Annotated in this window: 20 protein-coding genes and 1 riboswitch; of the genes, 10 read left to right on the top strand and 10 right to left on the bottom strand. The window is 63.9% G+C overall.

Annotated elements, in window-relative coordinates:
* Nucleotides 1–20: 20 nt before the first annotated feature.
* Complete coding sequence (locus ACFPFW_RS15705; RefSeq protein ID WP_162799773.1) at nucleotides 21–770, bottom strand: trypsin-like serine peptidase; 750 nt, start codon at nucleotides 768–770, stop codon at nucleotides 21–23.
* Nucleotides 771–979: 209 nt separating this feature from the next.
* On the opposite strand from ACFPFW_RS15705, the gene ACFPFW_RS15710 reads away from it, so the two are divergent.
* Nucleotides 980–2,023 (top strand): hypothetical protein, encoded by a 1,044-nt coding sequence (locus ACFPFW_RS15710; protein ID WP_114958290.1) that lies wholly within the window; start codon nucleotides 980–982, stop codon nucleotides 2,021–2,023.
* A 114-nt stretch (nucleotides 2,024–2,137) separates the two neighbouring features.
* Here the strand turns inward: ACFPFW_RS15710 and ACFPFW_RS15715 are convergent, their stop codons facing one another.
* Nucleotides 2,138–3,274 (bottom strand): ribonucleotide-diphosphate reductase subunit beta, encoded by a 1,137-nt coding sequence (locus tag ACFPFW_RS15715; protein WP_114958291.1) that lies wholly within the window; start codon nucleotides 3,272–3,274, stop codon nucleotides 2,138–2,140.
* A 26-nt stretch (nucleotides 3,275–3,300) separates the two neighbouring features.
* Complete coding sequence (locus ACFPFW_RS15720) at nucleotides 3,301–6,135, bottom strand: ribonucleoside-diphosphate reductase subunit alpha (protein ID WP_114958292.1); 2,835 nt, start codon at nucleotides 6,133–6,135, stop codon at nucleotides 3,301–3,303.
* A 465-nt stretch (nucleotides 6,136–6,600) separates the two neighbouring features.
* Here ACFPFW_RS15720 and ACFPFW_RS15725 point away from each other — a divergent pair, with 465 nt between their 5' ends.
* Nucleotides 6,601–7,137, top strand: a complete 537-nt coding sequence (locus tag ACFPFW_RS15725; protein ID WP_114958293.1) for a hypothetical protein — start codon at nucleotides 6,601–6,603, stop codon at nucleotides 7,135–7,137.
* Nucleotides 7,138–7,148: 11 nt separating this feature from the next.
* Here ACFPFW_RS15725 and ACFPFW_RS15730 read toward each other — a convergent pair whose 3' ends face one another.
* Nucleotides 7,149–7,784, bottom strand: a complete 636-nt coding sequence (locus ACFPFW_RS15730) for a peroxiredoxin (protein WP_114958294.1) — start codon at nucleotides 7,782–7,784, stop codon at nucleotides 7,149–7,151.
* A 210-nt stretch (nucleotides 7,785–7,994) separates the two neighbouring features.
* Here ACFPFW_RS15730 and ACFPFW_RS15735 point away from each other — a divergent pair, with 210 nt between their 5' ends.
* On the top strand, nucleotides 7,995–9,032 hold the full coding sequence (locus tag ACFPFW_RS15735; protein ID WP_114958295.1) for an acyltransferase family protein: 1,038 nt from the start codon (nucleotides 7,995–7,997) through the stop codon (nucleotides 9,030–9,032).
* An 82-nt stretch (nucleotides 9,033–9,114) separates the two neighbouring features.
* On the opposite strand, the gene oxlT is transcribed toward ACFPFW_RS15735, so the two are convergent.
* Nucleotides 9,115–10,413 (bottom strand): oxalate/formate MFS antiporter, encoded by a 1,299-nt coding sequence (oxlT, locus tag ACFPFW_RS15740; RefSeq protein WP_114958296.1) that lies wholly within the window; start codon nucleotides 10,411–10,413, stop codon nucleotides 9,115–9,117.
* A gap of 286 nt (nucleotides 10,414–10,699) precedes the next feature.
* Here oxlT and polA point away from each other — a divergent pair, with 286 nt between their 5' ends.
* The gene (gene polA / locus ACFPFW_RS15745; RefSeq protein WP_114958357.1) at nucleotides 10,700–13,741 is read left to right on the top strand and encodes a DNA polymerase I; all 3,042 of its coding nucleotides are present in this window, start codon (nucleotides 10,700–10,702) and stop codon (nucleotides 13,739–13,741) included.
* Nucleotides 13,742–13,767: 26 nt separating this feature from the next.
* On the opposite strand, the gene ACFPFW_RS15750 is transcribed toward polA, so the two are convergent.
* Nucleotides 13,768–14,319 carry an NADPH-dependent FMN reductase gene (locus ACFPFW_RS15750; protein ID WP_114958297.1) on the bottom strand — a complete coding sequence of 184 codons (552 nt, stop codon included), beginning with the start codon at nucleotides 14,317–14,319 and terminating at the stop codon, nucleotides 13,768–13,770.
* Between the two features lie 77 nt (nucleotides 14,320–14,396).
* Between ACFPFW_RS15750 and ACFPFW_RS15755 the strand changes: the two genes are divergently transcribed.
* Nucleotides 14,397–14,807 (top strand): winged helix-turn-helix transcriptional regulator, encoded by a 411-nt coding sequence (locus ACFPFW_RS15755; protein ID WP_114958298.1) that lies wholly within the window; start codon nucleotides 14,397–14,399, stop codon nucleotides 14,805–14,807.
* On the opposite strand, the gene ACFPFW_RS15760 is transcribed toward ACFPFW_RS15755, so the two are convergent.
* A complete protein-coding gene (locus tag ACFPFW_RS15760) occupies nucleotides 14,786–15,499 on the bottom strand; it encodes a glutathione S-transferase (protein ID WP_114958299.1) in 714 nt (237 codons plus the stop codon). The two genes, ACFPFW_RS15755 and ACFPFW_RS15760, sit on opposite strands and share 22 nt — an antisense overlap.
* A 90-nt stretch (nucleotides 15,500–15,589) precedes the next feature.
* On the opposite strand from ACFPFW_RS15760, the gene ACFPFW_RS15765 reads away from it, so the two are divergent.
* Together ACFPFW_RS15765 and ACFPFW_RS15770 are read left to right on the top strand one after the other, a co-directional pair.
* Entirely contained in the window at nucleotides 15,590–15,988 is a 399-nt protein-coding gene (locus tag ACFPFW_RS15765) for a hypothetical protein (protein ID WP_162799774.1), read from the top strand.
* 64 nt (nucleotides 15,989–16,052) lie between these two features.
* On the top strand, nucleotides 16,053–16,517 hold the full coding sequence (locus ACFPFW_RS15770; RefSeq protein ID WP_114958301.1) for a hypothetical protein: 465 nt from the start codon (nucleotides 16,053–16,055) through the stop codon (nucleotides 16,515–16,517).
* Between the two features lie 41 nt (nucleotides 16,518–16,558).
* On the opposite strand, the gene metE is transcribed toward ACFPFW_RS15770, so the two are convergent.
* Nucleotides 16,559–18,877 carry a 5-methyltetrahydropteroyltriglutamate--homocysteine S-methyltransferase gene (gene metE / locus ACFPFW_RS15775; protein WP_114958302.1) on the bottom strand — a complete coding sequence of 773 codons (2,319 nt, stop codon included), beginning with the start codon at nucleotides 18,875–18,877 and terminating at the stop codon, nucleotides 16,559–16,561.
* A 104-nt stretch (nucleotides 18,878–18,981) separates the two neighbouring features.
* Nucleotides 18,982–19,172: riboswitch (cobalamin riboswitch) on the bottom strand.
* Nucleotides 19,173–19,331: 159 nt separating this feature from the next.
* Between metE and egtB the strand changes: the two genes are divergently transcribed.
* Nucleotides 19,332–20,621, top strand: coding sequence for an ergothioneine biosynthesis protein EgtB (egtB, locus tag ACFPFW_RS15780; RefSeq protein ID WP_114958303.1), 1,290 nt, complete (start codon nucleotides 19,332–19,334; stop codon nucleotides 20,619–20,621).
* Complete coding sequence (gene egtD / locus ACFPFW_RS15785; protein ID WP_114958304.1) at nucleotides 20,621–21,598, top strand: L-histidine N(alpha)-methyltransferase; 978 nt, start codon at nucleotides 20,621–20,623, stop codon at nucleotides 21,596–21,598. The genes egtB and egtD overlap by 1 nt, the downstream gene beginning before the upstream one ends.
* Nucleotides 21,599–21,634: 36 nt before the next feature.
* On the opposite strand, the gene ACFPFW_RS15790 is transcribed toward egtD, so the two are convergent.
* Entirely contained in the window at nucleotides 21,635–22,645 is a 1,011-nt protein-coding gene (locus tag ACFPFW_RS15790) for an adenosine deaminase (protein ID WP_114958305.1), read from the bottom strand.
* Nucleotides 22,646–22,970: 325 nt separating this feature from the next.
* Between ACFPFW_RS15790 and ACFPFW_RS15795 the strand changes: the two genes are divergently transcribed.
* Nucleotides 22,971–23,498, top strand: a complete 528-nt coding sequence (locus ACFPFW_RS15795) for a transglutaminase-like cysteine peptidase (RefSeq protein ID WP_114958306.1) — start codon at nucleotides 22,971–22,973, stop codon at nucleotides 23,496–23,498.
* A gap of 54 nt (nucleotides 23,499–23,552) precedes the next feature.
* Here the strand turns inward: ACFPFW_RS15795 and ACFPFW_RS15800 are convergent.
* On the bottom strand, nucleotides 23,553–23,873 hold a 321-nt coding region (locus ACFPFW_RS15800), incomplete at its 5' end, for a hypothetical protein (protein ID WP_379771554.1).

The raw sequence follows: 23,873 nt of genomic DNA on the forward strand, positions 1-23,873 counted from the left end.
CATGGCTCGGGCCGCCCACCTCAGCGTTTGAGCGCCTTCTCGACGGCGGCCGCAAGAGTAGTCGACGGAACGGCAACCGAGGGTACCGTTTCCTGACTGGAACTTGCGACGAGGACGCCGACGATCTCCGGCTCTCCGCCGGCGAAGGACAGGAGGGCGGAGCCCGATTCCCCGTGGACCGAACTGCAACTGTGCAGCAGTAACGGAACAGGCTGCGACACGGGCCGGACGGAGCAATCCCGCTGCACGGTCAGCACGTGCGAGCGATCGCCACGATAGCTCGCCCTGACGATGCCGGTCGTCTCGACCGACGCCTCGGTTCGAACCCTGATCGGCTTGAGGTCCATGGGCTTGGCAAGCTCGATCACCGCCCAGTCCTGCGCGAGCGAGGCGGGTTTGGGTGGATCGGTCCGGACGAAGCCGTCCGGCTTCTCGTATGAGGACGCCACGGAATGGGCCCTATACTGGCCCTGCGCATAGCCCGCCACGAAATGGACCGACGAGGGATGCACCCAGACCCCTCGCGTCGGATTGAAGAGGCAGTGGGCGGCCGTCAGGACATGACGGGGACCGATCAGGGCGCCGGTGCACTGGCTCCTGCGACCGGCTCCGGTGATGACATTGACCCTCCCTATCGAGGAAAAGGGCCATGCCGCAGGATCGGGCGCGGCTTCCTGTCCGGACGCCGGCAAGGCGGCCGTGAGGAAGAGGGCGGCGCTTCCGGCAATCAGGAAACCACGCAAAACCGAGAAGGACGAGCGGTTAATCAAAGGTCGCTCCTGATGGGACAGCGATAGCGATCAAATGCGGGCGACGACACGCAGATGAGGTCCTCTCCCGGAGGCACGGCCAAGCGACGTCCCCGAACTCACCGAGTCTACCAAAGAGCGGCAGAGGATTCGTTTTAGTCAGCACAGCGATCTTCACATCAGGATCCGGCGCGTTTTCCCATCGCAGAGCCCATACAAGGGTCGAGCTGATGGCTGCTTCGCGGCAAGAGACACGGGGTTTCGTTGTCGTCGCGATACGCCTGCAAAATGATGCTCAGGAGCTTTTCATGGATCGCAGGCATTTCCTTTTCGCCGGCGCGACATTCGCCGCGAGTACGACGCTGTTTCGCAACGTCGCTGCTGAGGGTTCACTGTCGGGAAACTTCAATGGTGTCGCGGTTTACGATGAGACACCGCAAGGACGGATCATTGTCGTCGATTCGCTCAGCTATCTGACGCGGCGACCGGATCTCATGGGGTCCCTGCGTGTATCCCAGAAGGATGTCGTGGTTGGCTGCTCGTTCGCTGGCTTGCAGACGTTTTCCGACCCATTGGCCCTCGGTCCACGCGCGCTGATCGCCCACGCTGCCGGCGTCGGCAAAGACAATGCCGGCATTGCCGGCCTTCCGATGGCGCAGGAGCTGGGTGTGGCCGCCGCTGCCTGCCTGACCCTGTCGGCCCGCATGTCTGACGGGCGGTCCCTGTTTCTCGACGGCATCATCGGACATCTGAACGAGGCGGCGGGAGCTGCGGGCGTCCACGAAAACATGACCGTAAGGGACGCGGCCTACGCCTTGTTGGCCGCTCCAGAAGGGCAAGTCCGCAAAATCGATAGCGGCGCCGGATCGCATACGAGCGGCAAGATCACGACCTTGCTCGAAACAAAAGCAGGCGGGATTTACGCCGCCTGGTTCATAGCGCTGATCAAGGACCGCCGCCCGAATGACGTCTTCGTAACAGCCACCCACTGCGGTGAAACCATGGCGCGATACACGCTTGCGGTTCGGCCGAAAGGCATCATCGCCAACGATGCGGGGCTCAGCAAAGACCGTTCGGGCGTGATCGGCCTCACTATGCTGGAACGCGAGGGCATTCCAGCGGCGGCAGTCGCGGCGCTATCCGCGCGAATTGGCGACGAACTCAGCTCCTACAATGACGGAATCATCTCCGAGGTGAATGCGCCAGCGACGCGGAAGGGTGTGCGGCCAGGAATGGCCTGCAAGGACGCCGCGCGTATTCTGCTCGAAGCATAGACGAGCGTGCCGGCGAGCTCTGGGAACTCCCAACCCTGAAAGCAAACCCCGGCATCATTGCGATACCGGGGCCTTTTGTCGAAGTGACGAGTACCGCGCCTTGGCGGACCGGAATCACTCCCAGGTCAGCGCGCCGCCGTTCTGGTATTCGATGACGCGCGTCTCGAAGAAGTTCTTCTCCTTCTTGAGGTCCATCGCCTCCGACATCCATGGGAACGGGTTCTCCGTCTCCGCGAATACCGGCGAAAGGCCGATCTGGGCGCAGCGGCGGTTGGCGATGAAGTGCATGTACTGCTCGCACAGCGCCGCGTTCAGGCCGAGGAAGCCGCGGGGCATCGTGTCCCGGCCATAGGCCGCTTCCAGCTCGGCCGCTTCCTTGATCATGCCGCGCAGCTCGTCCTGGAACGTCTTCGTCCAGAGATGCGGGTTCTCGATCTTGATCTGGTTGATGACGTCGATGCCGAAGTTCAGATGGATGCTCTCGTCGCGCAGGATGTACTGATACTGCTCGGCGATACCGACCATCTTGTTGCGGCGGCCGAGCGACAGGATCTGCGCGAAGCCGGTGTAGAACCACATGCCTTCGAACACGACGTAGAACGCCACGAGATCGCGCAGGAAGCTCTGGTCGGCCTCCGTCGTGCCGGTCTTGAAGTCCGGGTTCTCGAGGTTCTGCGTGTGTTTCAGCGCCCAGGCCGCCTTATCGGTGATCGAGGGCACTTCGCGGTACATGTTGAACAGCTCGCCCTCGTCGAGGCCGAGGCTTTCCACGATGTACTGGAAGGTATGCGTATGCACCGCCTCCTCGAACGCCTGGCGCAGCAGGTACTGCCGGCATTCGGGGTTGGTCAGGTGGCGATAGATCGCCAGCACGATGTTGTTGGCGACGAGCGATTCCGAGGCCGCGAAGAAACCGAGATTGCGCTTGATCGCCAGGCGCTCATCCTCGGTTAGGCCGTCGCGCGACTTCCATAGCGCGATGTCGGCCTGCATCGAGACTTCCGTCGGCATCCAGTGATTGTTGCAGCCCGACAGGTACTTCTCCCATGCCCACTTGTACTTGAGCGGCAGGAGCTGGTTCACGTCGGCGCGGCAATTGATCATCCGCTTGTCGTCGACCGAGACGCGGCCGCCGGAGCGGTCGATCTCACCAAGACCCGTGGTGTCCGCAGGCGCGGCTTCCTTCTGGAAGCCGGCCGGCATGGTCTTCTTGGGGTCGTTGTTCGGCGTCGTATCGGACCAATCGAGCATTTTTTTCTCCTAAAGTTCCGAGCCGATTACTGGCAGGCTTCGCAAGTCGGGTCTTCGATCGAGCAGGCCATCGGCATGCGGATCGGCTCGGGAGCCGCCGCTCCGAGAGAACCGGCCGAGACGGCATTCAGCTTGCCGTCGGTGCCCTTCAGCGTCGACTTCTCGACATGCGTGGCGCTGCGCGAGCGCAGGTAATAGGTGGTCTTGAGGCCGCGCTGCCAAGCCAGGCGGTAGAGCTGATCGAGCTTCTTGCCGTTCGGATTGGCGATGTAGAGGTTCAAGGACTGCGCCTGGTCGATCCACTTCTGGCGACGGGCTGCCGCCTCGATAAGCCAAGAGCTGTCGATCTCGAACGCGGTCGCGTAGATCGCCTTCAGATCGTCCGGCACGCGGTCGATCGAGCCGACCGAACCGTCGAAGTACTTCAGGTCCGAGATCATCACCGCATCCCACAGCCCACGGGCCTTGAGGTCGCGGACGAGGTGCTCGTTCACCACAGTGAAGTCGCCCGACATGTTCGATTTGACGAACAGGTTCTGGTAGGCGGGCTCGATCGACTGGGCGACGCCGCAGATGTTGGAGATCGTCGCGGTCGGCGCGATCGCCATCGTGTTCGAGTTGCGCATGCCCTGCTGCATCACCTTGGTGCGCAGGCTGGCCCAGTCGAGCTTGGACGAGCGGTCGACCTCGACGGTCTGGCCGCGGGCGTCGTCGAGGATCTGGATCGAGTCGAGCGGCAGAATGCCCTTCGACCAGAGCGAGCCCTCGAAGCTCGGATAGCGGCCGCGTTCGGCGGCGAGATCGGCCGAGGCCGAGATCGCATGATAGGAGATCGCCTCCATGCTCTCGTCGGCGAACTGCACGGCTGCGTCAGAGGCATACGGCAGGCGCAGGATGTTGATCGCATCCTGGAAGCCCATCAGGCCGAGACCGACCGGACGATGCTTCATGTTGGAATTCCGCGCCTCCGGGATCGTGTAGTAGTTCACGTCGATCACGTTATCGAGCATGCGCATGGCGGTCGTGACCGTCCGCTTCAGCTGCTCGTGGTCGAGCGCGCCGTTGTGGATGTGGTTCGCCAGGTTGACCGAGCCGAGATTGCAGACCGCGACTTCGGTGTCGGAGGTATTGAGCGTGATCTCGGTGCAGAGGTTCGAGGAGTGAACCACGCCGATGTGCTGCTGCGGCGAGCGCAGATTGCAGGGGTCCTTGAACGTCACCCAGGGATGGCCGGTCTCGAACAGCATGGTGAGCATGCGGCGCCACAGATCGGTCGCGCGGACCTCCTTGTAGACGGTCATCTCGCCGCGCTTGGCCTTGTCTTCGTAATAGGCGTAGCGCTCTGCGAACTTCTTGCCGGTCAGGTCGTGCAGGTCCGGCGTCTCGTCGGGCGAGAACAGGGTCCACACGCCGTCTTCCTCGACGCGCTGCATGAACAGGTCCGGCACCCAGTTCGCCGTGTTCATGTCGTGCGTGCGGCGGCGGTCGTCGCCGGTGTTCTTGCGGAGATCGAGGAACTCCTCGATGTCGATGTGCCAGGTCTCGAGATAGGCGCAGACCGCGCCCTTGCGCTTGCCGCCCTGGTTCACCGCGATCGCGGTGTCGTTGGCGACCTTGAGGAACGGCACCACGCCCTGGCTCTCGCCGTTGGTGCCCTTGATGTGGGCGCCGAGGCCGCGGACGCGGGTCCAGTCATTGCCGAGACCGCCCGAGTACTTGGCGAGCAGGGCGTTGTCCTTGATCGACTTGAAGATGCCGTCGAGGTCGTCCGGCACCGTCGTCAGGAAGCACGACGACAGCTGGGCGCGCTGCGTGCCCGAGTTGAACAGAGTCGGCGTCGACGCCATGAAGTCGAACGACGACAGGAGATTATAGAACTCGATGACCTTCGACTCGCGGTCGATCTCGCGAAGCGCGAGACCCATCGCGACGCGCATGAAGAAGGCCTGCGGCAGCTCGAAACGGGTGCCTTCCGAGTGCAGGAAGTAGCGGTCGTAGAGCGTCTGCAGACCTAGGAACTGGAAGTTCAGGTCGCGCTCCGGCTTGATCGCGTCGGCGATGCGCTTGACGTCGAAACGGCTGAGTTCCGGGTCGAGCAGGTCGAGCTCGATGCCGCGCTTCACATAGGCCTGGAAATACTCGGCATAGCGCGAGCCCATTTCGGCCTGCGTCGCCTGGTCCTCATGGCCCGAGATGAAGGTCAGCGCTTCGCGGCGCAGACGGTCGAGCAACAGGCGGGCGGAGACGAACGCATAGTTCGGCTCCTGCTCGACGAGGGTGCGGGCGGCCATGATCGAGGCCAGTGACAGCTCGTCCTGGGTGATGCCGTCATAGAGATTGCGGCGGGCTTCGGTGAGAACCGGTTCGGCCGAGGCGCCATCGAGGCCGGCGACGGCCTCGTCGACGAGGGCCTGCAGACGGCGCTCGTCGAGCGGCTGCAGCGAACCGTCGGCAGCGCGGACCTTGAGGGACGGAGCGGTCTCGCCTTCGGCCTTCGCAGCGACTTCCTCACGGCGGGCACGGGCGCGCTCCTCACGATAGAGGACGTAAGCGCGGGCGACCTTGTGGTGCTCGCCGCGCATCAGCGCGAGCTCGACCTGGTCCTGGATATCCTCGATGTGCAGCGCGCGATCGGAATCGACGCGGCGGGTCAGGGCGGAGACGACCTGTTCGGTCACCTGCTCGACACCTTCATGGACGCGGCGCGAACCGGCGGCGCCCTGGCCCTCGACCGCGAGGAAAGCCTTGGTGACCGCGATCGCGATCTTGTTCTGGTCGAACGGCGTCACCGAGCCATTGCGGCGGATGACATGGAATGCCGGCGCCGAGGCGTGCTGCTGCGGAGAAGGATGCTCGTTCATTGCGATAACCGGCGCCGTGCGCTGGGCGCGTTCGAGATCAGCGGATAGTGAAGCCAATTCATCCCCCTCAAGATAGGTCCATGGGCACCGGTTGTCAGGCTGGGGCGCAGCGTTTCCGGCCTGTCGTCGTGCTGTCAGATCAAGAGCCTAGGTGAGTCGGCTGCTAAGCCGCCAGAGCTCCAACGGACCACAACGCCACAATCCCCAACCTGTGGCGCAGATACCACTCTTTGGTGGGCCACGCCTGAGGTGTACTATATATAGGGTGTAACCCTCCGCAGGTTAAGGCCCTGTAAACGGTGCGCCGCCTGTTAATTCCGGGGACGGAAGAGGGCGTACGATCGAGAAAAAGGGTTGCGGGCCTGTTGACTAAACAGTCGATCCGTCGCCCCTCCCGAACCCATTTCCTCCGTTGCGGCGGCATGCCCGGTTTTCCACATGCCGGGCCCGATCTAGACTTCCCGGATGCGCTTCCTCATTCCGTGCACCCTGATCATCACCGCGTTCGGAACAGCCGCGGCGGCGCAAGACGTTCCCGATTCGACCGGATCGGTCGGCGCGGCTGCCCAGCCTCAAACCAGGCAGAGCATCCGGTTCATCGCAGACGGCACGCTGGAGATTGACGGCGCCCGGGCTCAGCTCGACGGCGCGGTTCCGTTCGATCGTAGCGAGGTTTGTACCGCCACCGATGGAAGGCGCTGGGCGTGCGGGATGCGATCGCAGGCGGCTTGGAACAATTATTTCAAGACGAATGTCCAGTGCGCCGTCAGCGACGGCATCGCCAGCTGCGTCCGGGACGGCGAGCCGTCCGATCTCTGGCTGTTGCGAAACGGCTGGGCGGCAACGCTCGAAGGCGAGGCGGGTTTCCCGCGACTGGCCGCATACCGGGCGGCACAGCAATATGGTCTCGGGGTCTTCTCTCCCGGGGTACCGCCTTCCGCAGACGAACCGAAGGCTCCCAAAACGAAAACGCCCGCCGTTTCGGGCGGGCGTTCTCAGTAAGCGATGCTCGCTCAGGTGCCGGGCTGCTCGGTGACGCGCAGATACGGCTTCAGCGTCTTCCAGCCCTTCGGGAACTTCTCCTTGGCGGCCTCGTCGGACACGCTCGGGACGATGATGACGTCCTGACCCTGCTTCCAGTCGGCCGGGGTGGCGACGGAGTGCTTGTCGGTCAACTGCAGCGAGTCGATCGTGCGGAGGATTTCATCGAAATTGCGGCCGGTCGCCGCCGGATAGGTCAGCGTCAGGCGGACCTTCTTGTTCGGATCGATGATGAACACCGAACGCACCGTCATGGTGTCGGAGGCGTTCGGGTGGATCATGCCGTACTTGTCGGAGACCGACTTGTCGCTGTCGGCGATCAGCGGGAAGTTCAGGCGGGCGCCCTGCGTCTCGGCGATGTCGTCGGCCCATTTGCCGTGATTGTCGAGCTGGTCGACCGAAAGGCCGAGCACCTTGACGCCACGCTTCTCGAATTCGGGCTTCAGCTTGGAAACGGCGCCGAGCTCGGTGGTACATACCGGCGTGAAGTTCTTCGGATGGGAAAACAGCACGACCCAGTTGCTGCCGGCCCAATCATGAAAACGGATTTTGCCCTCGGTCGAGTCCTGCTCGAAATCCGGAGCGATATCGCCAATACGGACGCTCATCGCGACCTCCCAAAGCTGTTGCCGGCCCGGATGCGGGCGCGACGATGCGCCTGCATATGGGCAATCTGTGAAAAACACGCAACAGAAAAGTTTAGCGCAGAGAAATCACATAGCTTTCATGCGTTTATTGGTTTCATCAACCTTGTTCCGCGAATTCCGGGAGGAGGGGCCGAAAACCGCTAAAATCTTATCCTTCGCAGGAATTTCGCCATGCCCCGCATCGCCGTGCCAGAAACCGAACGCATCGCGTGGGTCGATTACTCCAAGGGCATCTGCATCGTGCTTGTCGTCATGATGCATTCGACGCTGGGCGTTGGGAACGCCGCCGGCGGAGAAGGCTTCATGCACCATGTCGTCGCCTTCGCGCTGCCATTCCGCATGCCGGACTTCTTCCTGATCTCGGGCCTGTTTCTCTCGCGCGTGATCGACCGCGACTGGCGAACCTATCTCGACCGCAAGGTCATCCATTTCGCCTATTTCTACATCCTCTGGCTCGTCATTCAGGGCGCCTTCCGCTGGCCGGAACTGGCGATGACTGACGGCCCTGTCGCCGTCATCGAGCAGTTCCTGCTGGCGTTGATCGAGCCGTTCGGCACGCTCTGGTTCATCTACCTTCTGCCGGTGTTCTTCGTCGCCGCGAAGCTGATGCGGAACGTCCCGCCGGTTATCGTCCTCGCCCTCGGCACCGCCCTGCAGATCGCGGACATCCACACCGGCTGGACCGTCATCGACGAGACCGCCGAGCGCTTCGTCTTCTTCGCTATCGGCTGGTACGCCGCGCCGCTGATCTTCGCCTATACCGACCGCGTCGCCCAGAATATCGGTCTCGCCGCGATCGGCCTTGTCGCCTGGGCGGTGATGAACGGGACGCTGGTGCATTTCGACGTCGCTATGCTTCCAGGCGTCTCCTTCGTCCTCGGCCTGATGGGCGCGGGAGCCGTCGTCACCACGGGCGTCCTGCTGTCTCGCTACAAGCTGGCGGAGGCGCTGCGCTATGCCGGCCAGAATTCGATCGTCGTCTATCTGGCCTTCTTCCTGCCGATGGTCGTCACCCGCCTCGTTCTGCTGAAGACGGGCGTGGTCACCGATGTCGGCTGGATGTCGCTGATCGTGACCGCGTCCGCCGTGATCACGCCGCTTCTCCTCCATCTCGCAGTGAAGAAGACCGGCTGGGGCCTGTTCCTGTTCGAACGCCCGGCCCGCTTCCGTCTCGAGCCTCGCTCCCCGGCCCTGCAGCCGGCGGAATAGGCGACACAGGCCGAGCGCAAACGAAAAGGCGGCGGACCGAGGTCCGCCGCCTTTTCGTTGCGTTGCCCATCTAGGGCGAGGATTACTCGGCCGGCTGGACGACCGGAGCGCCGGTGCTGACCGAACGCGCATCGGCGATCGTCTTCGCACGCATCGGCTTCAGCACGAACAGCGAGACCACGGCGGCGATCGCGTTGACCGCGGCCGCTGCGTAGAACACCGACTCCCACGAACCCGAGGCGTCGTACATCAGGCTCGCCACCGGGACGACGAAGCTCGCCGTACCCTTGGCGGTGTACAGCAGGCCGGCGTTCGTCGCGGCGTACTTCGAGCCGAACGTGTCGGCGCAGGTCGACGGGAACAGGCTGTAGATCTCGCCCCAGGCGAAGAACACGAGGCCCGTCAGCAGCGTGAAGGCGATCGGGTCATGCCCGAACTCCCACATCGCGACGATGCCGACCGCTTCGAGCGCGAAGCAGATGAACATCGTGTTCTCGCGGCCGATATGATCCGACACCCAGCCGAAGAACGGACGGGTGACGCCGTTCAGGATGCGGTCGATCGCGAGCGCGAAGGTCAGCGCCGGCATTGTGATGCCGAGCATCGAGACCGGGACGTCGGCGATCTGCCAGTCCTTGGCGATCGGAGCGATCTGCGCGGTCACGACCAGGCCGCCGGCGGCGACGAGCACGAACAGCAGATACATGATCCAGAACACCGGGCTCTTGATCATTTCCATCGGCGAGTATTCGCGACGGGTCTGGACGACCTTGCCGGTGGCTGCGGGCAGAAGAGCCGCATCCGGCTTGACGAGGAGGAAGCCGAGCACGAGCACGACGCCGCCCTGGAGAAGGCCGAAGAACCAGAAGGTGTACTCATAGCCCGACGACGCGATCATGTTCGCGATCGGGATGATGGTGATGGCCGAGCCGGCGCCGAAGCCGGCGGCGGTGAGGCCGGCGGCCAGACCACGACGGTCCGGGAACCATTTCAGAGCGTTGCCGACGCATGTGCCGTAGACTGCACCGGCGCCGATGCCGCCGAGAGCAGCACCTGCGTAGAGCAGGAACAGCGAGTCAGCGAACGAGTTGATCCACCAGGCGAGACCGCACAGCAGGCCGCCGATGATGGTGACGATCTTCGGGCCGAACTTGTCGACGAACCAACCCTCGATCGGAACGAGCCAGGTCTCGGTAACGACGAAGATGGTGAAGGCGACCTGGATGGCCGACAGCGACCAATCCGGATGAGCCTGCTGGATCGGCTTGACGAACAGCGTCCAGCCGTACTGAAGGTTTGCCACCATGGCCATGCAGACGATGCCGATGACCAGCTGCAGCCAGCGCCCGCCCACGGGGCCGGTTTTCGTTGTCGAAGACATTCGCGTCTTCCTCCTAGACTTTTGATTGTTACAGGGCCCGCCGCCCCCCGCATGAGTGCTGGCAGGTTCGTGCATCACATCGCTTGGGAGGTCCGTGAAGCGCTGAAACCGTCCATCGCCAAGTTAGGCGTCTGACGCGGCTCTGCTATGCTAAGTACTTATACCATAGTCAAAAGTACCTTAGCCTTTAGTCTAAAGACGTCACGTTTCGGTCGTTTTCGTTGACGGCCGTTAACGATTGAAGGCCGCGCTTCCGTTCGCGGCGGCGATCTCTATATTCGCGCGCATGACCGCACAGCCCCTGGCACCCGGCGACCGGGTCTTCCTCGTCGACGGCTCGTCCTTCGTCTTTCGCGCCTATTTCCAGTCGATGAATCAGGACGCGAAGTACAATTACCGTTCGGATGGGCTGCCGACCGGCGCCGTGCGCCTGTTCTCGACCAAGCTCTACCAATTCATCCGCGAGGGCGCGGTCGGCATCCGCCCGACCCATCTCGCCATCGTCTTCGACAAGTCCGAGGACACATTCCGCAAGGAAATCTATGCGGACTACAAGGCGAACCGGAAAGAGCCGCCACCGGACCTGATCCCGCAGTTCCGCCTGATGCGCGAGGCGGTGAAGGCGTTCGGGCTGAAGCCGGTCGAAAAGGCGGGCTTCGAGGCCGACGACATCATCGCGACCTATGCCTGCCAGGCGGAAGCGGCGGGTGCGGAGGTGCTGATTATCTCGGCGGACAAGGACCTCATGCAGGTCGTGACGCCGAAGGTTAGCTTCTACGACTTCGAGAGCGGGGCAAAAGGCCGGCCCGGCTACCGGCCGGAGCGACGGATCGATATCCAGGGCGTCATCGATTATTTCGGCGTGCCGCCGGAGCGCGTGACCGACGTCCAGGCGCTGGTCGGCGACACCTCCGACAACGTTCCGGGCGTGCCGGGCATCGGCATCAAGACCGCGTCCGCGCTGCTTGCGGAATTCGGGACTCTCGAAGAGCTTCTTGGGCGCGTCGAGGAGATCAAGCAGCCGAAAAGGCGCGAGAGCCTGATCCAGTATGCCGAGCAGGCGCGAATTTCGAAGCAGCTCGTCACGCTCGACTGCGCGGTCGCGATGGACATTTCGCTGCCGGATCTGCAGGTGCCGGATTTCGACCCGGCACGGCTGATCGCGTTCTCCAAGGCGATGGAGTTCACGACGCTGACCAAGCGCGTCGCCGAGGCCTCCGGTATCGATGCGAATGGCATAGAAAGTGATGCAGAACTCCGCGCCGGACCCGGCCGTTATGCAGAATCCCAGATCGAGGCCGCGGAAGCCGGCGAACCTGCCCCTCCGCCCGCCAATCTGAGCGGTGAGGAGGAGATCCCGTCGCCGATCCGCTACGAGCGCGGCGCGCCGAACAAGACGAACGGCAAGGCCGCGACGACCGACGGCTTCAGCCCGCAGGCGCGAGTGCAGAAGATCATCGAGGAAGCGCGCAACACGCCCTGCTCGAAGGAGCATTACGACATCGTCCGCACCGTCGAGCGCCTCGACCGGTGGATCGCCGCGATCCGCGAGGCGGGACGCGTGGCGATCGACACCGAGACGACGAGCCTCGACGCGATGCAGGCCGAGATCGTCGGCATCTCGCTCGCCGTCCAGCCGGGCCTCGCCGCCTATATCCCTGTCGGCCACACGACCGGCGTCAGCGACATGTTCGGCGGCGGCCTCGCGCCCGACCAGCTGCCGCTCGACACCGTGCTGAAGGGGCTGAAGCCGCTCCTCGAAGAGCAGAGCGTCCTGAAGATCGGCCAAAACATCAAATACGACACGCTGGTTTTCTCGCGGCACGGCATCAAGCTCGCGCCGACCGATGACACGATGCTGTTGTCCTACGCACTCGATTCCGGGCGCGGCACGCATGGCATGGACGAGCTGGCCATGCGCTGGCTCAATCACACCTGCATCGCCTATCGCGACGTCACCGGCACGGGCAAGGCGCGCAAGGGTTTCGCCGAGGTCGCGATCGACAAGGCGGCGGAATATTCGGCCGAGGACGCCGACATCACGCTCAGGCTGTGGCGGGTGCTCAAGGCACGTCTTGTCGCCGAGGGCATGGTCACCGTCTACGAGACGCTGGAGAAGCCGCTCATTCCGGTGCTGATGCGCATGGAACAGCGCGGCATCGCGATCGACAGGAACATGCTGTCGCGCCTGTCCGGCGATTTCGCCCAAAGCATGGGCGCGCTTGAAGAGGAGATCTTCGAGCTTGCCGGCGAGCGCTTCACTCTCGGCTCACCGAAACAGCTTGGCGACATCCTGTTCGGCAAGATGGGCTATCCCGGCGCCAAGAAGACGAAGACCGGCGCCTGGGCGACCGGCGCCAATATCCTCGAAGACCTCGCGGAAGAGGGCTATCCGCTACCCCGCCGTATCCTCGACTGGCGCCAGCTCGCCAAGCTGAAGTCGACCTATACCGACTCGCTGCAAACCTACGTCCATCCCGAGACCAAACGGGTGCACACCTCGTTCTCGATGGCCTCGACCTCGACCGGACGGCTATCGTCGTCGGATCCCAACATCCAGAACATCCCGATCCGAACCGAGGAAGGCCGGAAGATCCGCAAGGCCTTCGTTGCCGAACCGGGCCGCAAGCTGATCTCGGCCGACTATTCGCAGATCGAACTGCGCGTGCTGGCCCATATGGCCGACATCCCGCAGCTGAAGGACGCCTTCGCCAAGGGCCACGACATCCATGCGATGACGGCGTCGGAGATGTTCGGCGTGCCGGTCGAGGGCATGCCGGCGGATGTCCGCCGCCGCGCCAAGGCGATCAATTTCGGCATCATCTACGGCATCTCGGCCTTCGGCCTCGCGAACCAGCTCTCGATCCCGCGCGACGAGGCGGGCGCCTATATCAAGAAGTACTTCGAGCGCTTCCCCGGTATCCGCGACTACATGGACCGGATGCGCGACGAGGCGAAGCAGCACGGCTATGTGCGGACCTTGTTCGGGCGCAAATGCCATTACCCGCTGAACGAGGCCCGCTCGCCGGCCGAACGCGGCTTCCTGGAACGCGCGGCGATCAACGCGCCGATCCAGGGCACCGCGGCGGACATCATCCGCCGCGCGATGATCCGGATGGAGGAGGCTTTGGCCGCCGAGCGGCTGTCAGCGAAGATGCTGCTGCAGGTCCACGACGAACTGGTGTTCGAGGTGCCGGACGACGAAGTCGAGGCGACCATCCCGGTGGTGAGGCGCATCATGATCGACGCGCCGCTGCCTTCGGTGAAGCTCGACGTGCCGCTGCAGGTCGACGCGCGCGCAGCGGACAATTGGGACGAGGCGCATTAACCCTTTCCCGCGAAGCGGGAGAGACATTACGCCAACTTCGCCACCCAGCCCGCCAGAGCCGCGATCTTCGCCTCGAGCACGCCGCGCAGACCGGCATCGGCGATCGTGCCGTCGTCAGCCACGAGCTCCGGCTGGAAGTGGATGTAGACCTCGGGCTGGCCGATCAGGCGGACGTCGAGATAGCCGAGGATGGTCTTGAGATGCGCCTGCGCGTTGGCGGTGCGGATCGGGCCGATCGAGGCGCCCATGATCGCGGCCGGCTTGCCGGCCCATACATTGTGGCCGTAGGGCCGCGACGCCCAGGCGATCGCATTGGTCAGGAGCGGCGGCAGAGAGCGGTTATATTCCGGCGTCACGAACAGAAGACCGTCGACTCCCTTCACCTCGCGGCGGAGCCGTTCGACGCTTTCCGGCACCGCGCCTTCGAGGTCCTGGCTGAACATCGGAAGGTCGTCGATCTGGATTTGTTTGAAGCGCACCTGACCGTCCGCGAGCTTCTCAAGTGCCGTCGCCACCTTCTGATTGATCGAACCCCTATGCGCGCTGCCCACAACCACGCCGACCACATGCTTTGCCATCATCATCTCCAGTTACTATTTGTGCCTTGGGGCGCTCAAGGTACTGTCGGTTGCGGCAGCCGCAAGAAGGCACATACATGACACTGACCCACGATCCGCTCTCCACGAACTGTCGCGCCGTCAGCGCCGTGCTGGCGCGCGTCGGCGACAAATGGAGCGTGCTCATCGTCACCGTGCTCGGCCCCGGCCCCAGGCGCTTCAACGAGCTGAAACGCTCGATCAACGGCATCTCGCAGCGCATGCTGACGCTGTCGCTGCGCGGGCTCGAACGCGACGGACTGATTACCCGGACAGTGACGCCCTCGACGCCACCGCGCGTCGACTACGAACTGACCGAACTCGGCCGCTCGCTGCTGAAACCGGTGATGGCGCTGACGGACTGGGCGATCAAGAACCAGAGCGCGATCAAGCTGGCGCAAACGGAATTCGACGCCGCCTCGCAGCCCGACATGGAGCGCCGGCCTCTTCAGGCATCCAGCTCGGCGTAATGGCGGAAGATGCCCTCCTCGCTGAAGGGCAGACGGCGATCGCTGTCGAGATAGGCGGCGATGCGCGGGCGGTCGGCCACCATGTCGTGCAGGGCGACGACGCTGGGCGTGCCCCCAAGCGCTCGCTCGGTCGCGTTGGGGAAGGCATAGCGCAGTCCCTCGACGACCTGGAACAGGGACAGATCGGCATAGGTCAGTCCATTGCCGACGAGATGGTCTGAACCTTCGGGATTGCGCGTCAGGATGGTCTCGAACCAGCCGAGGAATTTCGGTATGCGCTCCTCGCAGAACTCCTTCGATCGTTTCTTCGCCTCCGGCTTCTGGTCCTCGTAATATTGGCCCATTCCGAGCGGGTGATGGGTATCGTGCGCCTCGCTGACGAGATCGGCGATGGTGAGCTGGATCTGATGCACCCAGAGCTTGCCCGCCTCGTCGACAGGCGCGAGTGCATGCCGCGCTCCAAGGTGCAGCAGGATGGCCGAGACCTGCCCGATGACGAGATCGCCATGCTTCAGGAAGGGTGGTGCGAAGCTCGGCGTCTTGATCGACGCCTCTTCCATCAACGAGATCATCACCGCCATGCCGTCGGGCTCGCGCCCTACATCCATGTAATCGGCAGCGGCTTCCTCCAGCGCGAGGCGGACAAATTCCCCGCGTCCCTGAATGCCGGGCCAGTAATAAAGCTCGTACATGCTCGGACCTCCCGCTGCCGAACGCGCGAGGTGGCCAACCCGCCTCAAACCCATTAATGGACGCGCCAACGAGAACGGCGGACAGGGACAATGCCCAAAGCAAAAATGACGAACGTGGTCGGCGTCACCGTGCAGGCGAAGGCCGGCACATTCAGCATCCTCGGCAAGGACAGCGCCGGTCGCGAGATCGAGTTCGAACTGCCACTCGACGCGATGAAGCGGCTGGCGGCCGAGACGCGCCGCGCCTCGATGCTCCACCCGGGTCCGTCGCTGGTTCCGAAGGACGCGAAGCCCGGCGAGTGGGGACAGGTCGTGCCGCTCGATATCCGCACCGCGGCTGTCGGCACGCTCTCCCCGCCGGCGGGTCCCGCGGTCGCGATCGTGTTCGACCAAGGCCACGAGACCGAGATCGCGTTCCGCATCCCCGGCGACGGCGCCAAGCATCTCGGCGAGCTGATGATCAAAGAGAGCGAGAAGCTGAAGGGCTAAGGCCGCAACCTTCCTTCGCGATGGTGCGTTGATCCCGTGAATTGATGTTGCGGGAGACACGACCATGGCGCTCTGGGGCCGTTCCAACCAGACCGAACTGCAATCGCGGATCGAGGACATCCAGGCGGGTCTTTCCGCACTGGGCGATTTGCTCAGCGGCGGATTAGACCGCGCCGGGGAGGAAGCAACGCGCGGCGCCCGTGCGGCGCGGAAATCGGCCGGCGAAACGGCCGATGAACTGACCACGGCGCTGGCGCCGGTCGCATCCGACCTGCGGCACCAGATCGAGGCCCTGACCTCCATCGTCTCCGCCGCAACCGGAGCATTCGCCAAGAAGGCGGGTCGCGAAGGCAAGCAGGCCTATCAGGTCGTCGAGGAGAAGGTTGAGGACAATGCCATGCTCGCGGTCGTCGCGGCAGCCGGCGTCGGCTTCCTGCTCGGCGCCATGCTGGTCGGCGGACGCACCGAGGCGCCGCCCAAAGCCGCCAACACCCAGACGCGCACGCCGGCGCGGCGGCGCGCCGCCTGAAACAAAAAAGCCCCGCATCGCTGCGGGGCTTTTCTTATTCGTCAGGCCGGTTCGCGAAGCTTCTTCGCCGCCGCGACCATGTTCTCCAGCGCGGGGCGGACCTCGTCCCATTTGCGGGTCTTGAGGCCGCAATCCGGATTGACCCAGATCTGGTCCGGCGACAGGCGCTGCCGGGCCTTGTCGAGGAGATCGCTCATCTCGCTCGCCGGCGGCACCCGCGGCGAATGGATGTCGTAGACGCCCGGTCCGATCTCGTTCGGGTACTTGTACGTACGGAACGCGTCGAGCAGTTCCATCTGCGAACGCGAGGTTTCGATCGAGATCACGTCGGCGTCCATCGCGCCGATGCTGTCGATGATGTCGTTGAATTCCGAATAGCACATATGGGTGTGGATCTGGGTCGACGGCATCACGCCCGAGGCCGAGATGCGGAAACTCTCGACCGCCCAGTCGAGATAGTTCTTCCAGTCCTTCTCGCGCAGCGGCAGACCTTCGCGGAACGCCGGCTCGTCGATCTGGATGATGGTGATGCCGGCCTTTTCGAGATCGACCACTTCGTCGCGGATCGCGAGTGCGATCTGGCGGCAGGTTTCGGAGCGCGGAATGTCGTCGCGGATGAACGACCAGAACAGCATGGTGACGGGGCCGGTGAGCATACCCTTCATCGGCCGCTTCGTCAGCGACTGGGCGTAGCTCGACCATTCCACCGACATCGGCGCGGGACGCGAGACGTCGCCGAAGATGATCGGCGGGCGGACATAGCGTGAGCCGTAGCTCTGCACCCAGCCATGCTGGGTGAAGGCGTAGCCGGAGAGCTGCTCGCCGAAATATTGCACCATGTCGTTCCGTTCGAACTCACCGTGGACGAGGACGTCGAGGCCGATCTCCTCCTGCCATCGGACAGCCGCTTCCGTCTCCTTGCGGAGGAACGCGGCGTAGTCGGCATCGGACAGCGCGCCCTTGCCGTTGGCGGCGCGCGCCTTGCGAACCTCTTCGGTCTGCGGGAACGAGCCGATCGTCGTGGTCGGAAACGCCGGCAGGTTGAACGCCGCGCGCTGGGCCTCGCGGCGCTCGGCGAAGGCGACGCGCTTCGCGTGGTCAGGGGTCAGCGCCTGCATGCGCGCCTTCACCGCCGGATCGTGGATCTTCGGCGATTTCGTGCGGGCACGCGCGGCCTCGGACGATGACTTCAGCTCCTCGACAACGCTGGCGCGGCCGCCGTCGAGCGCGCGCCCCAGGATCGATAGTTCCTCAATCTTCTGCGCCGCGAAGGCGAGCCAGGTCTTCACGTCGGAATCGAGCTTCGTCTCCTGGTCGAGATCGATCGGCACGTGAAGGAACGAGCACGAGCCCGAGACGATGATCTTGTCTTCGCCGCGCTCCTCAATGATCGGCTCGAGCTGGTCGAGCACCGCTTCGAGATCGGCGCGCCAGACATTACGGCCGTCGATGACACCGAGCGACAGAACGAGGTCGCCCCTCGCGCGGTCGAGGACATCGTTGATCTGGCCGGCGCCGCGCTTGAGGTCGACATGCAGGCCCGCGACCGGCAGATCGAGCGCGAGATCGAGATTGTCGCCGAGTTCGCCGAAATAGGTCGCGACGAGGACCTTGAGCGACGACGGCAGCGCCGCCGCGATGTGCTGATAGGCAAGCGACATCGCCGCGCGCTCGGAATCGTCGAGGTCGAGCACGAGGACCGGCTCGTCGATCTGCACCCAGTCCGCGCCTTCGGCCGCGAGCTGCTTCAGCACCTCGACATAGACCGGCACCAGGCCCGGCAGGAGCGACAGCGGGACGAGCGTCTCGTCCTTCGACTTGCCGAGCTTCAGGAAGGTGACCGGGCCGACCAGCACGGGGCGGGTGTGGATGCCGAGCGCCTTGGCCTCGCGGAATTCATCGACCGCCTTGGAGGTCGACAGCGCGAATTCCTGACCACGGACGAATTCGGGAACGATGTAGTGGTAGTTGGTATCGAACCATTTGGTCATTTCCATCGCCGGCACGCCCTTGCCGGTCTCGTGGACATGGCCGTGCTCGCAGACCGCCGCGCCCTGCGCACCGCGCGCCATCGCGAAATAGGTGTCGAGCGAAACCGGGCCGCCCTTCCAGCCGTAGATCGCCGGGATCGCGCCGACCATGGCCGAGGTGTCGAGGACATGGTCGTAGAGCGAGAAGTCGTTGCTCGCGACGCTCTTCAGCGCCTTCTGCCGCTGCCAGTTCGCGGCGCGGATGTCTTTCGCGGAGGCGACGAGCGCGGCCTGGTCGGTCTTGCCGGACCAGGAGCTTTCGAGGGCGGATTTCAGTTCGCGCCTGGGGCCGATGCGCGGAAATCCGAGCGACGCGGTGACAATGGACATGCGGCTAACCTCACTTGAGAGGCGTGGGGCCGAGCATGGGCACGCATTCCGGCGAGCTTGCGGCGCGCAGGGCAGAGCGGGCCCGCCGGGACACCCCGCCCGTGGACATCTATCTCACCGTGGCAGGTCTCCTGGCTCGCGGGTCGCGGCTGCTGCCTGGCCTTCCCGCCGCGAGCGGCAGTGACACATTCGACAGAAGCTCGCCGCCTACAGTTGCGGGGGCAGCTCCGGCGCTGAACCGGATTCCCTCTTAGCCACGGGCAGGCGCCCGCAGACCACGGTGACGGTACGATGCCGCGAGTCTCGATATTAGTCAATAAGGATATAGAGATTTCTTTATATCGAGACTCAACGACCTTGGTCGCCTTGTGCCTGCCGATTCCGGCCCCAAGTGAACCTCTCGGCCCTCCGAGAGTTGAAGCTCTCAAGGCGCGCACAGACGAAGGGGATCCGTATGAACGACAGCCGAGGCGAGCAGCGATCCGCTCGCGGATCGCGGGCGGGCGAACTCCATCGAGCCTTCCAGACCGTTCGAGCACAAAGCGAGGAACTTGCCCGCGGTCTGCAGCCGGAAGACCAGACCGTGCAGTCGATGCCGGATTGCAGCCCGACAAAATGGCACCTCGCCCATGTCTCCTGGTTCTTCGAGACCTTCCTCCTCGTGCCGCACATGAGGAAGTATGAGGTCGTGCATCCGCAGTTCCCGTTCCTCTTCAACTCCTATTACGAGGCCGCCGGCCCTAGGCATAACCGCTTCGAGCGCGGCCTGATCACCCGTCCGACCGTGGCCGAGGTCGCCGACTATCGCGATCATGTCACACGCGCCATGGATGATCTGATCCAGGGTGCCGACGAGAGACTGTGGGCGGAGATCGAGCCGATCGTCGAGATCGGCATCCACCATGAGCAGCAGCACCAGGAACTGATCCTGATGGACATCCTGAACCTGTTCGCGGCGAACCCGCTCAGGCCGGCCTATCGCCCGTGGAAGGCGCAGGTCGCGCGTGCCGCCGAGCCGCTGAAATGGTTCGATTATCCGGGCGGGGTGTTCGAGATCGGCCATACGGGTGAGAGCTTCTCATACGACAACGAGAGCCCGCGCCACGAAGTCCTGCTGCGTCCGTTCCGCCTCGCCTCGCGCGCGGTGACGAATGCCGAGTGGATCGCCTTCATCGAGGACGGCGGCTATGCGCGCCCGGATCTCTGGCTCGCCGACGGCTGGGCTCGGGTGAAGAACGGCGAGTACTCGGCGCCCTATTATTGGGAAAAGACCAGCCACGGCTGGGAGGCGATGACGCTCTCCGGCCAGCACCGCGTCGATCCCGACGCGCCGGTCGTCCATGTCTCGTTCTACGAGGCGGACGCCTATGCCCGCTGGGTGGGGAAGCGCCTCCCGACCGAAGCCGAATGGGAAATCGCCGCCCGGAACCTGCCGCAGACCGGTAATTTCGTCGGCTCCGGCGCGCTCCGTCCGCTTGCCGCGCCTGCGTCGCAGGACCATCCGGCGCAGATGTATGGCGATGTCTGGGAATGGACCTCGAGCCCCTACATCGCCTATCCCGGCTACAAGCCCGCGCCCGGCGCGATCGGCGAGTACAACGGCAAGTTCATGTCGAACCAGATGGTGCTGCGCGGCGGGTGCTGCGCGACACCTGACGGTCACATTCGTCCGACCTATCGCAACTTTTTCTACCCCCACCAGCGCTGGCCATTCGCCGGGCTTCGCCTCGCGGAGGATGCGTGATGTCGCCGGATCTCGCAGCAATGCTCAGGCTCGATCCTGATGCACTCCCCCCGGTCGAGGGCCGTTCGGCTTTCTATGACGACGTGATGCGCGGCCTGACGCTCCGCCAGAAGACACTGCCCGCGAAATACTTCTACGACACCGAGGGTTCGCGGCTGTTCGACCGGATTTGCGAACTGCCGGAATATTACCCGACGCGCACCGAAATCGGCATTTTGCGCGACCATGCCGACGACATCGCGGCCTTCGCCGGAGAAAAGGCGGCGCTGATCGAATTCGGCTCCGGCTCCAGCACCAAGGTCCGGCTCCTGCTCGGTGCAATGAGGCATCCGGCCTATGTGCCGATCGACATTTCGGGCGAACATATGATCGAGGCCGTCGAACGGCTCCGGCTCGACTATCCCGACGTGCCGATGCATCCCGTCGAGACGGACTTCACACAGGACGCCGCGCTACCGACCATAATCTCCGGCCGCCGGCGCATCGGCTTCTTCCCCGGCTCGACCATCGGCAATTTCACACCCGACCAGGCGGAAGCGTTCCTGCGCCGGGCCGCCGGCACGCTCGGCGCGGGCGCTGGCTTCGTGGTCGGCGTCGATCTGAAGAAGGATCCGGCCGTTCTGCACGCGGCCTATAACGACCGACAGGGCGTCACCGCTGCGTTCAATCTCAATCTGCTCGCCCGCATCAACCGCGAACTGCATGGCGAGATCGATCTCGCCCATTTCCGTCATCTGGCCTTCTACAATGCCGCCGCCGGACGGGTGGAAATGCACATCGAGAGCCTGAAGCGGCAGCGGGTGCGGATTGCCGGCGACATGTTCGCGTTCCGCAACGGCGAGACGATCCACACCGAGAATTCCTGCAAATACGCTGTGGATGAATTCCAGGCACTCGCCAAGCGCGCCGGCTGGCATCCGGAAGTGTGCTTCACCGATGCCGACAAACTGTTCTCGGTCCATCTGCTCGCCCGCTAGCATCGCCGAAGAGCGAACCGCGGTGCGTCTACCGGCTCAAGGAAGCTCGGTGAGGACGCGATCGACCTCGGCGAGCGCCTTCTTTTTCTCTTCGTCCGGCATCAGGGACGCGTGGAAGCCGTTGCGGACGATCGCCGCGATCTCCTCGCGGCTGAGCGCAAGGGCTTCCGATATTTCGCGGTAGTTCTGGTTTACATAGCCGCCGAAATAAGCGGGATCGTCCGAATTGACCGTGACCACCAATCCCTTGTCCATCATCCGCCGCAGCGGGTGATGACTCAGGTCATCGACGACGCGCAGCCGCAGATTTGAAAGCGGACATACCGTCAGCGCCATCTTCTCGCGCACCAGCCGCCCGACCAGGGTCTCGTCCTCCATCGCACGATTGCCGTGGTCGATCCGCTCGACGCCGAGCTCGTCGAGGGCTTCCCAGACATAGCTCGCCGGCCCCTCCTCGCCCGCATGCGCCGTGACGAAGAACCCCGCATCGCGGGCGCGGCCGAACACGCGCTTGAACTTGCTCGGCGGGTGACCGGCTTCGGACGAATCGAGCCCGATGCCGACGATGCGGTCCTTGAACGCCAGAGCCTCATCCAGGGTCTTCTCGGCACTGGCCTCGTCGAGATGGCGCAGGAAACACATGACCAGGCAAGCCGATACGCCGAGCGTTCGCTCCGCATCGGCGATCGCGCGCGAAAGGCCGTCGGTCACGGTCTCGAACGCGACCCCGCGGGCCGTGTGCCCCTGCGGATCGAAGAACATCTCGACATGCCGGACATTGTCGGCCTTCGCGCGCTCGAGATAGGCGAAGGCAAGATCGTAGAAATCCTGCTCCGTGATCAGGACGGACATGCCCTGATAATAGATGTCGAGGAAGTCCTGGAGGTTGCGGAACTGATAGGCCCGACGCACGGCCTCGACCGACTCATAGGGCAGCGCGATTCCATTGCGGCGCGCGAGCGCGAACATCAGTTCTGGTTCGAGGCTGCCCTCGATGTGGATGTGGAGCTCGCATTTGGGCAGGCTTCTGATGAGCGCGTCGTTCATACCGGCCCGCGTTGGGATAGAGCGAGCAGCTCTTGTACCGCAAAGACGGCAGTTGCTCCATGGATCGCTCCCGCCGCAGTCGCCGGTCAGGTCCGAAGCACGTCGCACGAACCGAAATAAATTTCGTTAAAGGCGCCCGGGGTTCATGCGTCATCGTGCCCTCGGGTGCCAAAAGTATAGATTTGCGAAGCACTTCCTTCCGGGCTCCGCACAGTGAGGCTCGTTACGTCACGAACAACGCCATTTGCCGCCACACTGTGGCCCATCGGACATTGTGCAAGCGCCGCTTAACCATTCAGCATCATGCTGGGTGGCGGAGTGCAGCATGATAGTTCGGATCGTTTTTGTCCTCATCGCGATGACGTCCGCGGCCATCGCCCAGCCCGCCAAACCTCCGCAGGGGGCACAGAATCTCTGTCAGAACTATAGATGGGCGTGCTCCAACGGGGTTGGCGGCAGCATTTCCTCGCCATCGGCCATCCTTGACGCAGCTCGCTCGGTGAACAGCGACGTCAATCACAGGATCAAGCCGCGCAGCGACCGCGGCCAATACGGTTCGGCGGAGAGGTGGGCGCTTCCGACGACTTCCGGAGACTGCGAGGATTATGCGCTTCTGAAAATGAAGGTCCTGATCGACCGCGGTGTCGCCCCAGAGCGCCTGCGTCTCGCCCAGGTCATGGCGCGTGACATACCCTCGCACGTCGTGCTCCTGGTGGATGCCGATGACGGCAACGAATACGTCCTGGACAATCTGACAGACGGCATCTCGACTCGCGCATCGTCCCGATATGCCTACCTCAAGGTCCAGCGGAAATCCGACCGATCGAGCTGGGAATATGGGGGCTATCGATAGCCCGTGGCGAAGGCGGAGAGTTTCCTCCCCGCCTCGCGCCGTCCGGGAGCGGCATCACCTGTTACCCTTACCACCGCCCTTTCCGCCACCCTTGCCATCCTTGCCGTGGTCGCCGTGACCACCACCCTTGCCGTGGCCACCCTTGCCATGCTTGCCGCCATGACCGCCCTTGCCGGGACCGTCGTCATTGTCGCGACCGCCATAACCGCCCTTGCCGGGACCATCATGATCGCCGCGGCCGCCGCCATAGCCACCCTTGCCGGGACCGTCGTGGTCACCATGACCCCCGTGACCGCCACCGCCGTGGCCGCCGCCGTGGCCACCGCCATGTCCACCGCCGCCGTGACCTCCACCACCATGGCCGCCACCACCATG

Origin of the sequence: Flaviflagellibacter deserti (assembly GCF_042652085.1) — a bacterium.
GTDB classification, from domain to species: Bacteria; Pseudomonadota; Alphaproteobacteria; order Rhizobiales; family Methylopilaceae; genus Flaviflagellibacter; species Flaviflagellibacter deserti.

What these genes read in the sequence shown, in the direction of transcription:
- oxlT (WP_114958296.1), bottom strand. Translation starts at nt 10,413, where the DNA reads ATGTCTTCGACAACGAAAACCGGCCCCGTGGGCGGGCGCTGGCTGCAG.
- ACFPFW_RS15770 (WP_114958301.1), top strand. Translation starts at nt 16,053, where the DNA reads ATGGCGCTCTGGGGCCGTTCCAACCAGACCGAACTGCAATCGCGGATC.
- egtD (WP_114958304.1), top strand. Translation starts at nt 20,621, where the DNA reads ATGTCGCCGGATCTCGCAGCAATGCTCAGGCTCGATCCTGATGCACTC.
- polA (WP_114958357.1), top strand. Translation starts at nt 10,700, where the DNA reads ATGACCGCACAGCCCCTGGCACCCGGCGACCGGGTCTTCCTCGTCGAC.
- ACFPFW_RS15735 (WP_114958295.1), top strand. Translation starts at nt 7,995, where the DNA reads ATGCCCCGCATCGCCGTGCCAGAAACCGAACGCATCGCGTGGGTCGAT.
- ACFPFW_RS15720 (WP_114958292.1), bottom strand. Translation starts at nt 6,135, where the DNA reads ATGAACGAGCATCCTTCTCCGCAGCAGCACGCCTCGGCGCCGGCATTC.
- ACFPFW_RS15755 (WP_114958298.1), top strand. Translation starts at nt 14,397, where the DNA reads ATGACACTGACCCACGATCCGCTCTCCACGAACTGTCGCGCCGTCAGC.
- ACFPFW_RS15795 (WP_114958306.1), top strand. Translation starts at nt 22,971, where the DNA reads ATGATAGTTCGGATCGTTTTTGTCCTCATCGCGATGACGTCCGCGGCC.
- ACFPFW_RS15730 (WP_114958294.1), bottom strand. Translation starts at nt 7,784, where the DNA reads ATGAGCGTCCGTATTGGCGATATCGCTCCGGATTTCGAGCAGGACTCG.
- ACFPFW_RS15710 (WP_114958290.1), top strand. Translation starts at nt 980, where the DNA reads ATGGCTGCTTCGCGGCAAGAGACACGGGGTTTCGTTGTCGTCGCGATA.
- metE (WP_114958302.1), bottom strand. Translation starts at nt 18,877, where the DNA reads ATGTCCATTGTCACCGCGTCGCTCGGATTTCCGCGCATCGGCCCCAGG.
- ACFPFW_RS15750 (WP_114958297.1), bottom strand. Translation starts at nt 14,319, where the DNA reads ATGGCAAAGCATGTGGTCGGCGTGGTTGTGGGCAGCGCGCATAGGGGT.
- ACFPFW_RS15790 (WP_114958305.1), bottom strand. Translation starts at nt 22,645, where the DNA reads ATGAACGACGCGCTCATCAGAAGCCTGCCCAAATGCGAGCTCCACATC.
- egtB (WP_114958303.1), top strand. Translation starts at nt 19,332, where the DNA reads ATGAACGACAGCCGAGGCGAGCAGCGATCCGCTCGCGGATCGCGGGCG.
- ACFPFW_RS15725 (WP_114958293.1), top strand. Translation starts at nt 6,601, where the DNA reads ATGCGCTTCCTCATTCCGTGCACCCTGATCATCACCGCGTTCGGAACA.
- ACFPFW_RS15715 (WP_114958291.1), bottom strand. Translation starts at nt 3,274, where the DNA reads ATGCTCGATTGGTCCGATACGACGCCGAACAACGACCCCAAGAAGACC.
- ACFPFW_RS15765 (WP_162799774.1), top strand. Translation starts at nt 15,590, where the DNA reads ATGCCCAAAGCAAAAATGACGAACGTGGTCGGCGTCACCGTGCAGGCG.
- ACFPFW_RS15760 (WP_114958299.1), bottom strand. Translation starts at nt 15,499, where the DNA reads ATGTACGAGCTTTATTACTGGCCCGGCATTCAGGGACGCGGGGAATTT.